At 47.0% G+C, this 13258-nt stretch carries 12 protein-coding genes and 1 tRNA gene; 5 read left to right on the top strand and 8 right to left on the bottom strand.

Going from position 1 to position 13258, the window contains the following annotated elements; genetic code table 11:
• Positions 1-69: 69 nt before the first annotated feature.
• Positions 70-543: a hypothetical protein gene (locus tag NIES2104_RS02435; protein ID WP_156426849.1), complete on the top strand. Its 474-nt coding sequence runs from the start codon at positions 70-72 to the stop codon at positions 541-543.
• Between the two features lie 281 nt (positions 544-824).
• Here NIES2104_RS02435 and recJ read toward each other — a convergent pair whose 3' ends face one another.
• Positions 825-3086: a single-stranded-DNA-specific exonuclease RecJ gene (gene recJ, locus NIES2104_RS02430; RefSeq protein ID WP_058995401.1), complete on the bottom strand. Its 2262-nt coding sequence runs from the start codon at positions 3084-3086 to the stop codon at positions 825-827.
• A 129-nt stretch (positions 3087-3215) separates the two neighbouring features.
• Between recJ and NIES2104_RS02425 the strand changes: the two genes are divergently transcribed.
• Complete coding sequence (locus tag NIES2104_RS02425) at positions 3216-3647, top strand: hypothetical protein (RefSeq protein WP_058995399.1); 432 nt, start codon at positions 3216-3218, stop codon at positions 3645-3647.
• Positions 3648-4844, top strand: a complete 1197-nt coding sequence (locus NIES2104_RS02420) for a cation:proton antiporter (protein WP_058995397.1) — start codon at positions 3648-3650, stop codon at positions 4842-4844.
• A gap of 154 nt (positions 4845-4998) precedes the next feature.
• On the opposite strand, the gene NIES2104_RS02415 is transcribed toward NIES2104_RS02420, so the two are convergent.
• The 7 genes from NIES2104_RS02415 to NIES2104_RS02385 form a co-directional block, all read right to left on the bottom strand.
• Positions 4999-5856: a hypothetical protein gene (locus NIES2104_RS02415; RefSeq protein ID WP_058995395.1), complete on the bottom strand. Its 858-nt coding sequence runs from the start codon at positions 5854-5856 to the stop codon at positions 4999-5001.
• A gap of 161 nt (positions 5857-6017) precedes the next feature.
• Entirely contained in the window at positions 6018-6542 is a 525-nt protein-coding gene (locus NIES2104_RS02410; protein WP_059001528.1) for an outer membrane beta-barrel protein, read from the bottom strand.
• A gap of 661 nt (positions 6543-7203) precedes the next feature.
• Positions 7204-8598, bottom strand: a complete 1395-nt coding sequence (locus NIES2104_RS02405; RefSeq protein WP_058995392.1) for an amidohydrolase family protein — start codon at positions 8596-8598, stop codon at positions 7204-7206.
• 21 nt (positions 8599-8619) lie between these two features.
• Positions 8620-8931: an Mpo1-like protein gene (locus NIES2104_RS02400; RefSeq protein ID WP_058995390.1), complete on the bottom strand. Its 312-nt coding sequence runs from the start codon at positions 8929-8931 to the stop codon at positions 8620-8622.
• A gap of 123 nt (positions 8932-9054) precedes the next feature.
• Complete coding sequence (locus tag NIES2104_RS02395) at positions 9055-9834, bottom strand: MBL fold metallo-hydrolase (protein ID WP_058995388.1); 780 nt, start codon at positions 9832-9834, stop codon at positions 9055-9057.
• 33 nt (positions 9835-9867) lie between these two features.
• Positions 9868-11235 (bottom strand): TRAP transporter large permease subunit, encoded by a 1368-nt coding sequence (locus NIES2104_RS02390; protein ID WP_058995386.1) that lies wholly within the window; start codon positions 11233-11235, stop codon positions 9868-9870.
• Positions 11235-11789 carry a TRAP transporter small permease subunit gene (locus NIES2104_RS02385; RefSeq protein ID WP_263970888.1) on the bottom strand — a complete coding sequence of 185 codons (555 nt, stop codon included), beginning with the start codon at positions 11787-11789 and terminating at the stop codon, positions 11235-11237. Before NIES2104_RS02385 ends, NIES2104_RS02390 begins: the two co-directional genes overlap by 1 nt.
• A gap of 130 nt (positions 11790-11919) precedes the next feature.
• On the opposite strand from NIES2104_RS02385, the gene NIES2104_RS02380 reads away from it, so the two are divergent.
• Both NIES2104_RS02380 and NIES2104_RS02375 read left to right on the top strand, forming a co-directional pair.
• Positions 11920-11991, top strand: a tRNA-Asn gene (locus NIES2104_RS02380).
• Between the two features lie 10 nt (positions 11992-12001).
• Positions 12002-13162: an aminotransferase class V-fold PLP-dependent enzyme gene (locus NIES2104_RS02375; protein WP_058995385.1), complete on the top strand. Its 1161-nt coding sequence runs from the start codon at positions 12002-12004 to the stop codon at positions 13160-13162.
• Positions 13163-13258: the final 96 nt, after the last annotated feature.

The raw sequence follows: 13258 nt of genomic DNA, 5'->3' as shown, positions 1-13258 counted from the left end.
CTGACCGCAGAAATTCGGATGCTAATTTAGATGGAAATGTGTTATTCGAGACAGGGCTAAGGTCAGATTGTGAGTAAGCAGATAAGTCTACTTTTAGCGGTTTTGGTGTGTTTGCCTCTGGGCTTAATCGCGGCTAAAAAGCTTCAGGCTCGTACTCCTGGTGTGGTTTCAGGCTGTCCAGAGTGGGCATTCACTCAGACTGCAAATCCCGCCAACGTGATTCATCCAGAGAAGATCGTGGTTGAACCGTGGCAGGGAAGACATAACGTTTTTGCGACCTTCAAAGTGCCAGAAGGATATGAAGCGAGTGAAGTGGTGGTTGTCACCGTTCAAGGATCGCATTCTTACTGTGGGATCGTGATGCCACACTCACCATCGGGAATGACGATCGATCAACGGGTCTTTGGCTGGTTCAGAACTCGTACGGCACTCTGGTTGTTGACTAGAGGACAATTGAGCCAGCTAGAGAAGCCTGAAAACTGGAAATTGGCAATTTTCAAGCCTTCTGAACGTGTTAAGCATCATAGACCTGATATGCTTTGATGTGTGTTTGGTGATTTTTCGCGCTTTGTTGGCAGTTCGCCCCGGCATGAAATTTGGGGTTAAGAGGGTATTTGGCAAGTATAAAGAGTCTCTTCGCTCTCGTTTGACTCCCGCCCTGAAATGAATTTCGGGCTAATCGTGGAAAGTCTACTGAAGTAGACTCAGAGTGATTTTCAAGTTCTTAGTCCATTTCTAATGGACTTGCGCCGATTAGCCCGAAATTCATTTCAGGGCGGGACGTTGCAAGGAACGACAACTTTTCAAACACCTCTAATACCAAATCAATTCCACTGAGAAACGATTGATCGCATTGTCCCAAACGGAACTTGAGCAAAATACTGACGATAAAACTGTTCCTCTCGCACCGCTGTCAAAAATTGCTCAATTGCTCGATTGGATTGTTCTGGATTGCCATGACTTATAGAAACACTAAAGCAATGATTCTCATAACTTACATGAAATCCAAATTGCTCCAGAGCTTGAATTCCGGCTTTGAGCGCAACATCGCCGATTTGTAAGCGATCGTATAATTGCTGCCGCGTCGCAGTTTTTCTAGTACGGCTGAGATATTTCGCAATTCCGACCAGAGTTTGCCAGATTTCAACGGGTGGCATGATCGTTGGGGGCGGATAAGCGATCGCTAAAGGTAATTGCTGGCTGATTGCTCTTCTAAACCAGGTTTGAAACTCGATCCAGCTTGCGGGAGCTGTTTTAAGTTCGATTGCGCTTTCTTCAGTTCGATGGCTTCTCCAATCAAGTAACCATTGGGTACTCGCCGTCACATTCACATCATCGCAAGCCCGAACCCCTACTAATCGAACTTCGTACCGTTTGTGATAGGTATTGTTTTCCAGTTCAACAATGGCATCACAGCGCCCAGTAGGAAGCTCATAAGCGTAGTGTCCCCACCACACGCCAGGAAACCCTTTCTCAACGGTTTCATCCCAAAGCATAAACGGAGTGCGAATGTATTCTACTTTGCGTCCTCGTAAGTCTTGAAGCTTAGTGTTTCGACCTGCATTAAACCAGCAATTTTTAATCAACAACTTCGGAATCGGGTTTCCCATTCCACAAGGTTCAATCAATCGTAGTTCTTTGTAGAGTTCAAGATTGAGTTCGCTAACCGTGACACAGAGATCCGCTTGAATTGTCGGTGTGGGTGGATCGCTTTGCTGTAAGAGGCGTTGATTGATCGCTTGGGCGAACAGTGGAAGATTGTCGATCGCTAAACTCAATCCCGCTGCAAACGGATGCCCACCAAATCGATGCAAGAGATGTTCCTGATCTTTGACTAACTGATAGAGATCGATTTGATTCGTCGATCGAGCGGAACCTTTCGCATACTCTTCGTCGATCGTGAGGAGAATGGTCGGCTTGCCATATTCCTGAGCAATCTGACCTGCTACTAATCCTAAGACACCCCCGCTCCATTGCTCATCCCACAGAACAATGACACCTGTTGTTGAAAGATCAATCTGAGCTAATTTTGCTTTCGCTTGCTGTAACACATCTTTCTGCAATGCTTTTCGACGAGCGTTGGCGAGTTCGGTTTCTTCTGCAAGTTCTCGACAGCGTTCTACATCAAGACTCGTCAGCAGTTCTACACAGAAATGTGCATCTCCTTGAATTCGGCTCACTGCATTGATTCGAGGACCCAAACCGAAAGAAATATCAGTCGGTCGATCGCCTGATCGCTTACACAGTTCTAACAATCTAGTGATTCCCGGACGAGTCGCTTCTTTAGTGGATTGCTTTTGTAATTGTTCAATGCCTTTCTGAGCAAGATAGCGACAATCGCCTTTTAGTTCGACTAAATCAGCAATTAAACCAATTGCAACTAAATCGAGTAGGTTATCGATCGACTTTTCAGGAATGTCCGGTAATGCTTCGTACAATGCTTCGACGAGCTTATAAGCGACTGCAACCCCAGACAGTGAAGCGAAAGGATGATCTTTTGCAAGGGTTCGGGGATTGACGATCGCAATGACAGGCGGACGCATTTGAGGCAGGGTATGATGATCAGTCACAATCACATCAATTCCTAAACTCTGAGCATACTGAATTTCCTCTAAATTTGTGCTGCCTGTGTCACAAGTAACTATCACTTGAACGTGTTTGAGTTGATCAATTCCAGTTTTAGACAGTCCGTGTGATTCAGTGAACCGATTTGGAATGTAGTAGAACAGCTTTTCATGTTGCGGAAAGAACTGTCCTAAACCATCCCACAGAACAGCCGTTGAAGTCACTCCATCCGCATCAAAATCACCCCAAATTGCGATCGCTTCCTGTCGCTCGATCGCTTGCACGATTCGCTGTACCGCCCACTGCATCTCCTGACCAAATTCGCTTGCACTCGTTGGCTGATAGTTCGCAGCGAATAGATATCCTGCCAACTGTTCCACATCGCGAATTCCGCGCTGCCACAACAATCGCGGCAAATATCGCCCTTCAGTGCCCGGAGCCTGTTGTTTGACCGCTTGCACAAACGCTTCCGGGACATCAGAATCAGCATAAATTTGCCACTGTGGAATCGGATCAGGCATATCTACAACACAACTAGAGATACATAAATACTACAGGAAAATTCATCGGTGATTTGTTACGAAAAATCTTTATTCCGCTGGAAAATCTCATTTGTGGCGGTACGATTTTCCCATGATTGTTCTAGACTTATGACTCCAACGCTTTTAGGTCGATGGCAGACCCGAATTGTATTACTGTTCACGGTTGGTTTTCTGGTCACGATTCCATTTTCGATCGGGATTCTCGGAGAACCATCGAGCAACTATATTGGCATTCTGGTGTGGATTGCAATTTTTGGCATTGGTTGGGACATGTTGTACGATCGCTTACAGAAATTCCGCTGGGATCGGGATTGGCCCGCAACGTTCCAACTATTAGCAGGCATTTGGGAAGGGATTTTTATTCTACTCGTGCTGAACGGGCTTGGAATTGAGCTACCAGGGATTGAAGCACTTCCCATCAACTTTACAACGTTCTTGTTTCACTACAGTACCGTTTGGCTCACCGTGTTTATCGCGTCTCAAAGTCTGATGCGCGTGTTCTTTCCTCGGTGGCGATTTCGTGGAGGTAAATGGCTTTAAATGCACAGTATCTTGACTATTCCTGGTTTACCGCTGACTGATCCGGTTTACGTGTTTACGTTGATTCTGGGTTTGATTTGGATAGCAATGAAGCTGTCGTCTCAGTTACGACTGCCGATGATTGTTTTGCTGATTGCATTTGGCGCGATCGCAGGAACAAATGGAACAAATCTAATCGCCCGTGATGCTCAACTGATTCTGCTAGAGCGGATCGGATTGCTCTACATTATGCTACTTGCTGGATTAGGACTGAATCTGGATCTGCTTCAGCGATCGAGCAAAAAAGTTTTATCATTCGGATTGCTAACTTTCGGCGTTCCGTTCACGATCGGATTCATCACTGGACAGTTATTGACTCACAATCTCATCGTATCGCTGCTCCTCGGAATTCTTTACTCGCCGCACACCTTGATGGCGTATCCGATCGTGGTTTCGCTCGGTATTGTGCAACAAGAAGCGATCGCGGTTGCGGTCGGTGGCTCAGTGGTCACAACCGTTTTGACGCTCAGTGGATTTGCTATCTTGAAAGCAATTCATGCGGGCGGCATCGGACTCGATCTTGGGATTAAATTGCTGATTGTTTTCCCGATCGTCGTTTTCGGGTGTTTCAAACTGTTACCTGCTTTAGGACGGAAGTTTCTCAAGGATGAAGACCAATCGATCGAAGCTTTTATTTTTGTGTTAGCAGCCATGTTTCTGACCGCAACGTTGACGCATACGATTGGGATTGATGCGATCGTGGGTGCATTTCTTGCGGGTCTTGCCTTGAGTCGGTCTGTTTCCAAAGCATTAATGCAGCGACTTGAATTTGTTGGAAATGGTTTGTTTATTCCAGCATTTGCGCTTTCAGTAGGAGTCTTGTCTGATCCCAAAATCTTTGTTCGACATCCAGAAAATCTAGGAATTGCAGCCGTAGTGATTGTGGGTGCAGTCGGAGCAAAATATCTCGCTGCCTGGATTACAGGAGAAAGGTTTCACTATCCGAAAGCAGAAGTCATGACGATGTTTGGATTAACCATGTCGCGATCGGCATTAGTGCTAGTGATTGCTCTGTTCGGACGGAATGCGGGCTTACTCAACGACGGAATCTTTAATGCGATCGTGGCTTATATTGCGGTGACTTGTTTAATCGGTCCGGTCATCACCACGATTTCAGGCAGAGCGATTAATCCAAGTCGTTGGGCAGAGACTAGTTAGTTGCTCGACTTTCCGCCGTTGTAATAGATGCGTGACAAGAACAAGCACGATAGAAGAAAGCACAATCGAGTCATCTTCTACCACTTTTTTAGCAATCCATGATAAAAAAGGGTTCCAGCGAGTGGAACCCTTTAAATTTCATCACCCTAAAAATCTAACGGATCTTGCTATCCTCGATTTCGATTTGGGTTGGCGGTAAATTCGGTGCATTTTCAGCATTCGACGATGATTTCGACGATCGCGCTTCTCCTGCTTCTCTCACCATATCCGTCGCCTGCTTCAGCAAATCTTTCAGCAATCGTCGAACTTGCCGTTCCCGCTGCGCCAAGGCGACCCCAGCTTCCCCAATCTTCTGATCAAGTTCTGCCATCTTCTGATCGGCTTGCTCTTTCGTCGCTTCTGCTTGAGGACGCGCCTGGTCGTACCATTCTTTCGCCTCGTTCAAATGTGCCTGAGCACGATCGTGATAATCTTCACTCCGCGCTGCCAGATTCGCCTTCAGAATCGCCAATTGCGCCTGAACTTGGGCATACCGTTTCTTTAACAAAGATGCCTCCTCACTGTTGCGAATCGATTCGATCGTGTGTTCAATCTGTTCGCGCACTTCAGCCGACATCCCTCGTGCCGCATCCTTTAAGCCGTCCATACCCGCTTCGACTTCTTGTTCAAGCTCGTCTTCTTGTTCGGCTAATTGCGCCTGAAGTCGTTTCACTTCTGCTTCAGTTTCGGCAATTCGTTGCTGACGAGCGTGGCTGATTCCCTCGATCACGCCTTCCACCGAGGCAGTGAGTTCTTCTTTCGCATGCGTTCCACCTTCTTGCAGGCTGGTGGCGGCAGTCGAAAAGGCATCTCTCACCAGCGATCGCACATCTCCGGTTCCGGCTTTCAGTTCTGACGTGATTTGGACGATCGCGTTTCTCATAATGTCACGAATGCGATCGGCTCTCAGTTGTCCGACTTCTTTGGCTTGTTTGAGGTCGGTTGAAATCTTTTCCTTGACAGAATTAGCCATAAGAATCCTCTAAATAAAATCATATCAAATCTCTTTCTTCAGCTTGGCGCAGCCCTAAAGAATCATCCTCTTTCTTAAGGTCAATAAAAAAGCTCCTGACATGACATCAGGAGCCGATTTGTTAGATCAGAAAGCGAGGTTTAGAGTGTGAATTCAAGAAATTAGAATCGCAGACCAACACCACCGACTAAACTGACCGAACCTGCACCACCTTCATAAGCGTTGATGCCATATTTTGCATCGCTATAAACAACAACGCCACGAGCAACTTCTGATTCAACACCTGCCGAAATCACAGCAGCATCTTTGTTGCCCAATTGAGAAGTGCGACCATCATTTTGCACGAAACCGTAACCTGCTCCAACGTAAACGTTCGTTTTGTTTGCAACAGGAATGTCGTAGGTTAATGAAGGAATGACCACGCTATTATCGCCATCAAACAAGACAGAACCGCGAACAGAAACAGGGGCATTCGGAACTGCAAAACGACCTTGAATGTTTCCACCAAATTTCGATTCGTCGTTGCCGCGTCCACCTTGGGTCACGCTACCACCAACCCCAGCACCAACGTAGCTTCCATCGAAGCGAACGGCTTGAGCAGAAGCTGAGCCAGCAAAGAACAGAGGCGATACTACGAGAGCGGAAACAGCGGAAAGGGTTGCAACCGATTTGAGAGAGAGTTTCATAATGTGTCCTTGAGTAGCAAAGGGTTGAACTTGGTGTTTTCTTACTTTCAATGTCGTAAGAATGGTTTGACTTGTTCCCAGAATTTCAGAAGTTTTTCGACTCAATTGAAGGGTTATATGTCTTAAGAAATAGCTTCGGTTTGATCAGTCAAAAACGCTGAATTATTTCTGGAGAAGTCTTGAGAAATCAGCGACAAACGGTATTGATTTCTCATATCTACAGGTATATCGTGTGAGGTTTTAACCTAACCAGAATGATGGTCTGTTTTACAAGTGTCACATGTTAGGGAGTGACAATTTTTCTCTACTTTCAAATAACGAAAAAATAGAGGCATTCTTTGCAGTTTATCTGAAGAAAATGCCTCTAAATTGATTGTGTTTAGGCGTGAAATTCCGGTTTCCCGTACGATTAGATTGAGAAGTTTCTAACTCCAAAGGCTGAGAATAACTACGCGGGTTTGAAGGCGCTTTTCGGAAAGTTTGAGGGTGATTTCCATAAAAATCGCTGCCACATTTTCTTAGATGCAGCAGCGAGATGAAAAGTTCCAGGGTCAAAGGATGTCTGGGAGGCGTAGAGAGTCCTTTCGCTGCGATCGCACATCGCCCTGAAATGAATTTCGGGGCGGGATGTGGCAACGACGAAGACTGCTCAAACCTCCTCTTAAACCGTTGCTCCAACCAAATTCGAGGACTGAGGCAGTGAGTTCTTCAATCGATCGCCATATAGCGCCAAAGCATTCCCACTCAGGAGCAGTTCTAAATGATCGCGATCGTAGTCCGCGACTTCCGCCGCCGATCGCACACAGTCGCGCAAGACTCCATCCCAATGCCCATAATCGCCAGAGAAGCAGGTCAACCGCTTGCCCATTTCGCCCATCGCGACAGGAAGGTAAGCAGGAGCCGGATCATCCGATTCAAATGAGGTGAAAATCTGACCCCGCTCAAAATAGTCCATTGGGTCACGATGCTTCAGTTCAAAGTGTTCGTACAGGCTCGAATCGTTGATCTTGCTCGGATCGTGCTGTTTCGTCCAGAGCAAATCGAAGAGGTTTTTCGCCTGAGTAACGATGCTACTACTATTGTGTGCGCCGCGTTCTTGAATCATCAGTTTCGTAAACTCGATCGCGGATGGACGATACGGATGTTTCGGATCAAAGTCACGAATCCGTTTTTCCCAATGTTCATGAAACGAATGCGCCAGATCTGGGAGCCAACCGCAACCGCCTTCTAGGAATCCCACCCGCAAGGTTGGATAGCGCTCAAATACGCCATCAAATACCATCCGAGCAAGAGCTAACTGTTGCTGATTGCGCTGTACAAAGATGTGACTCAATACAAACGTCTCGGTGTGATCGGACAAGCCACCGACCATATAGGAACCAGGACCGCCGTGAATGCCAAGGGCGATGTCTAACTCAACCGCTGTCCGAATAATGGGATCAAAGTCGGGATGAGAAATCGTTTTACAAGTGCGAATTTCAGGAAAAGCTTCGGGCGCTTTCGGGTGGGGAATCGCAATATTGGGCGGAACTGCTACACCAATCAAGCCAAGTTCTTCTACACAGCGGCGCATTTCTTTCACTGATTCTTCGACATCCTGAATCGGGAGAACTCCGATCGCTTTAAGCCGTCCATTGTATCCGCGACAATCATCGGCAATATAGTTGTTGTACGCTTTGCAGAGTGCGACAGCTAAATCTCGATCGAGATAACTGCCAAAACTCAGATTCCAAGTTCCGAAAATCACCTGCACATCGATGCCTTCTTGATCCATGTGTTCGAGGCGAATGCGGTTGAAGGCGGCTCCGAGTGTCGTTTCCGGGTGCAAATTCCGAAATCCGCCTTTGCCTAATCCTTGAGGTTGCGGAAACAGGCGCACCAAATCGTTTTTTCCAGTCGCAGGATTGAAATCGACGATTCGCATTCGTTGATCACCGAGATTATCAACGATTAAACTAACGCGATCGCGATATTGCGGTTCAATATAATCGCGAATAATCAGCGGATTCTCAAGTTTATGAGCATCCGCATCAATGACGAATATGCCGTTATACATTTTTGTGATCTCCGGTAAATGTTATGTCTGAGGATTGGAGCGTCGAAAAAATCGACGAAAACCAAACCAATGCTCGAATGACCAGGACAGTGAAGCGAGAATTGTAATGCCAGGGTATTTAACAAACGCAGGCTCGTTTTTTTCAAACACAGCATGACCGCCCAAAGCAAAAACTTGGGTCAGTACTAAACATACAAGCGTGAATCGCCAGTCGATAAATAGAAGAATGACCGCAGCGATCGCGAGTGCATTGGTTAGATGATGCAGTGCTTGATTAATAGGATGTTGATGTGACGCAACAAAGTGAGCTTTCGCTTCCTGAAAATAGCTCATGACTGCCCTCCGAATGGATACAGTTTCACGAACCATAACACACACGAACAGAGGGCTAAACGGACTCAGGAATTTGTAATTTGATGATCGGAAATCGTAACGTTAGGCAATAGAAAGCAATGATCACAATGAATTCGCGATCGCGGATGCTTGCAGCGAAATTTCAAACCGCTCTCCGGGTTTCGGTTCGATCACTTGAGTGGTGAGATTCGCTTGAGCAAGCTTCGATCGGAAATCATCCGTTGTCCCGATCGCTTTGAGTACCGAAATCAAAATTCCTTCAAATTCAATCTCTCCACCCGCCGCAGTCGGAAGAATGATCTGCGGTTGAGCTTGTTTCGTCAGATCTAACGCGCTTTCCGTTCCTTTGATAATTGAACCGACTAACGGCAATGCCAGATCAATCAGCGGAGTGATCACAACGTCGATCGGATTTGGCAACGGTGACGGATGATTCCCGTGTGGTTCATAGTAGAGGGTTACGCCTGTGGGTAATTCGGTCAGCAAGTAGCCGTTTTCTTGTGTACCAGGTCCTAATTGTGATCCAGGTGTCGCTTGGATTTGAACGAATTGATCGATCGTAAAACTTTCCCCGTGCTTCAGGGCTGTCACCGATGAGAAACCGATCGACTGTGCAACCTTCGCAGCACTCGGAGAAGCGACGACTGGAATCGAACGATCGAGCCGTTTTAACGTTTCAGGATGCGCGTGATCTTCGATGCCTTGAGACAGCAAGATTAGATCAATGTTTTCGGGAATTGGGCGATCGCTCGATCGTTTCCCCTTAAACAACCATCCGATATTTCCAAACGTCAATTCGCCCACCAGCCACGGATCAAGCAAAATTCGCTTGTCTGCCAATTCAATCAGCCAGGAATTACTATCAAGCCAAGTGAGATACATTTGCCGATCCGAACGCTACATAACTTAACAGTCTCACGTTTTCGCGATCGACGGCAAGAAGCTGACAATTCCCGGAAAGACAATGATCAAAATCAACACCAATAGTTGCAGCAAAATAAACGGGATCACCCCTTTGTAAATGTTCGCAGTCGTCACTCCTTCAGGCGCAACACTCCGCAGGTAAAACAGCGCAAATCCAAACGGCGGCGTGAGAAATGAGGTTTGCAAGTTCGCACCCAATACGACCCCATACCAAACCAAATCAAGATTTAACTGACGCGCCACAGGAACAAACAGCGGAACGACGATAAAGCAAATCTCAAAGAAATCGATAAAGAATCCGAGCAAAAACACTACGAACATACTGACGAACAGAAATCCGACTTCTTCACCCGGTAAGTTCGTCAACACATCGAATACAAAGCGATCGCCATCAAGTCCCCGAAACACCAAACTAAACGCCGTCGAGCCAAACAAAATAAACACGACCATCGCTGTATTTCGCAGCGTCACATCACACACGCCTTTGATCGATTCCCAACTTAACTGACGATTCAATGCAGCCAGCACGATCGCGCCCAAACTCCCAACCGCGCCCGCTTCGGTTGGAGTCGCATATCCGAAGAAGATACTACCGAGAACGAGGAGAATGAGAACGAGTGGAGGCACGATCGCATTAAACACGCGCCCAAAAAATCCTTTCCCCCCAAACTCTTTTCGCACCGTTTCAGGCAGTGCAGGCGCAATGTCCGGACGAATCCAAGCCGAAATCAAAACGTGCAGCGCAAACGCCCCCGCCATCATCAATCCAGGAATCACCGATCCCACAAACAAATCCCCAACCGAAACCCCCAACTGATCGCCCAAGACCACTAGAACAACACTCGGTGGAATAATTTGTCCGAGCGTTCCCGATGCTGCGATCACTCCCGTTGCTAATTCTTTGTTATATCCATACCGCAACATAATCGGCAGCGATATCAATCCCATTGCCACAACGGTTGCCGCGACGACTCCAGTAGTTGCCGCTAACAGTGCGCCAACTAATACAACCGCTAACGCTAATCCACCTCGAAGTTTACCGAGCAGAATCCCTACAGTTTCGAGTAATTTTTCTGCAATGCCCGATCGCTCTAACATCGATCCCATGAAAATGAAATACGGGATCGCCAACAGCGTATAGTTCGACATCGTGCCGAAAATTCGTTGCGGCATTGCAGTGAGAAATATCGGATCGAATACGCCTAAGACGATGCCGATGATGGCAAATACGATCGCAACTCCTCCTAATGCAAACGCGACCGGATACCCAAACGACAACAGAACGAGCGCCCCCAGAAACATCATCGGACCGAGCCACTCTGAATCGAAAACAATCTCGTATTGATTCCAAAAATCCATTATTCGCGCTCCTGTAGATGTCCGCGAAAAATCGCCCAATTTTTAATCAGTTCTGAAATTCCCTGCACGATCAGTAGCGCAAAACTGACGATAATCATGGTTTTAATCGGATAGCGTGCCAATCCACCCGGATCAGGTGAAACTTCGCGAGTGATCCAGGATTCTACGATCGTCCCCCATGAGAAATAAATCACCAAAACACAAAACGGAATCAGAAAAAAGATCGTCCCCAAAAAATCCGCCAGTGCTTTTGTTTTTCGATTCCACCGACTGTAGAACACATCTACACGCACATGTTCATCGTGTTTCAGCGTGTAAGCGGCTCCGAGCAAAAACACCAGATCGAACACATACCATTGACCCTCAATCAAAGAATTTGAGGTGAGACTTTGCCCGATCGCTTTTCCGACATATCGCCCGACCACGTTCCAGACTCCGAGCGCCACCATGACCAACACGAGCCATAGGGTAATCCGCCCGATGATTTCATTAAATCGGTCGATCGCACGAGAAATTTTCAGCAAACGGTGAATGATTAGGGGGTCTGATACCATGGGATCTGCCTCGATCGCGGTTTTTTCATTTGACCACATCCCGCTGTCCGATTGGCGATTTGAGGAATTTTGAAAAATAACTTGCAAAGCTTGGTGCTTTGTTGTTATTATCAGTTTCGCAAGAGCGCAATCCTCAGTAGCTCAGCGGTAGAGCGATCGACTGTTAATCGATTGGTCACAGGTTCGAATCCTGTCTGGGGAGTTTTAAAAAAATGAGAAAATTCTGGTCACTTGATCCGGATTGCACCTTTCTGAATCATGGCTCATTTGGAGCGTGTCCGATTCCGGTTCTAGAAGTTCAGCAAGAATTTCGATCGAGGCTCGAACGGCAACCGCTCCGATTTTTAGGACGAGAATTTGAGCCGCTACTTGATCAAGCGCGGGAATCATTAGCCGAATTTGTCGGCGCAAGCGTTGAAGAATTAGTCTTTGTGCCGAATGCGACGACGGGAGTCAATGCGGTTTTACGATCGCTCACCTTTTCTCCTTCTGATGAACTCCTAACAACCAGCCAAGAATACAACGCTTGTCGGAATGCGCTCGATTTTGTCGCAGAACGATCGGGCGCAAAAGTGGTCGTCGCTGAAGTGCCATTTCCGATCGATTCTCCCAATCAAGTGACCGAAGCAATTCTGGCAAAAGTCAGCGATCGAACAAGACTCGCTTTGATCGATCATGTCATCAGTCAAACTGGGATAGTTTTTCCGATCGCTCAAGTCATCCAAGCTTTATCAGAACGTGGGATCGATGCTCTAATCGATGGCGCTCATGCCCCTGGAATGGTCGATCTGAACCTTTCCCAACTCGGAGCGACCTATTACGCCTCAACGTGTCATAAATGGATGTGTGCGCCGAAAGGAGCCGCTTTTCTATATGTGAAAAAAGAGAAGCAAGCCGAGATTCGACCTTTAACAATTAGTCATGGTGCAAATTCTCCGAGACGCGATCGCTCCAGATTTCAGCTTGAATTCGATTGGATGGGAACCCATGATCCGACCGCTTATCTAACCGTACCAAGCGCGATCGAGTTTATGAATTCTCTCCTTCCCGGTGGTTGGGCAGAACTGAGGGCAAATAATCGATCGAAAGCGATCGCCGCTCGAACTCATCTGTGTCATCTGCTCAATGTCGCGCCCCCTTGCCCTGAAGAAATGATCGGGTCACTTGCCACAATTCCGTTACCCGATGGTTCGTATGTTGAACTTCAAGATGCTTTGTACGAAAAATTCAATATCGAAGTCCCGATCGTGCCTTTTCCCCAAGCCCCCAATCGATTAGTTCGCATTTCTGCACAGATTTACAACACCGTTCAACAGTATGACTATTTAGGAAAATCACTACAGTCCCTACTGCAATCGAATTCTTCTCAATAAGATCACCGAACTTCAGAACCCGATCGCGCTTACAGGTTCCGCAATCCTTACCAGGAAGATAAGCGATCGGATTTGCCATCTTAGAATCGGCAATTG

The organism is Leptolyngbya sp. NIES-2104, assembly GCF_001485215.1.
Lineage (GTDB): Bacteria > Cyanobacteriota > Cyanobacteriia > Leptolyngbyales > Leptolyngbyaceae > Leptolyngbya.
The sequence above is the reverse complement of the archived record's forward strand: the minus strand, read 5'-3'. Positions and strand labels throughout refer to the sequence as shown.

What these genes read in the sequence shown, in the direction of transcription:
- recJ (WP_058995401.1), bottom strand. Translation starts at nt 3,086, where the DNA reads ATGCCTGATCCGATTCCACAGTGGCAAATTTATGCTGATTCTGATGTC.
- NIES2104_RS02425 (WP_058995399.1), top strand. Translation starts at nt 3,216, where the DNA reads ATGACTCCAACGCTTTTAGGTCGATGGCAGACCCGAATTGTATTACTG.
- NIES2104_RS02420 (WP_058995397.1), top strand. Translation starts at nt 3,648, where the DNA reads ATGCACAGTATCTTGACTATTCCTGGTTTACCGCTGACTGATCCGGTT.
- NIES2104_RS02415 (WP_058995395.1), bottom strand. Translation starts at nt 5,856, where the DNA reads ATGGCTAATTCTGTCAAGGAAAAGATTTCAACCGACCTCAAACAAGCC.
- NIES2104_RS02410 (WP_059001528.1), bottom strand. Translation starts at nt 6,542, where the DNA reads ATGAAACTCTCTCTCAAATCGGTTGCAACCCTTTCCGCTGTTTCCGCT.
- NIES2104_RS02405 (WP_058995392.1), bottom strand. Translation starts at nt 8,598, where the DNA reads ATGTATAACGGCATATTCGTCATTGATGCGGATGCTCATAAACTTGAG.
- NIES2104_RS02400 (WP_058995390.1), bottom strand. Translation starts at nt 8,931, where the DNA reads ATGAGCTATTTTCAGGAAGCGAAAGCTCACTTTGTTGCGTCACATCAA.
- NIES2104_RS02395 (WP_058995388.1), bottom strand. Translation starts at nt 9,834, where the DNA reads ATGTATCTCACTTGGCTTGATAGTAATTCCTGGCTGATTGAATTGGCA.
- NIES2104_RS02390 (WP_058995386.1), bottom strand. Translation starts at nt 11,235, where the DNA reads ATGGATTTTTGGAATCAATACGAGATTGTTTTCGATTCAGAGTGGCTC.
- NIES2104_RS02385 (WP_263970888.1), bottom strand. Translation starts at nt 11,789, where the DNA reads ATGGTATCAGACCCCCTAATCATTCACCGTTTGCTGAAAATTTCTCGT.
- NIES2104_RS02375 (WP_058995385.1), top strand. Translation starts at nt 12,002, where the DNA reads ATGAGAAAATTCTGGTCACTTGATCCGGATTGCACCTTTCTGAATCAT.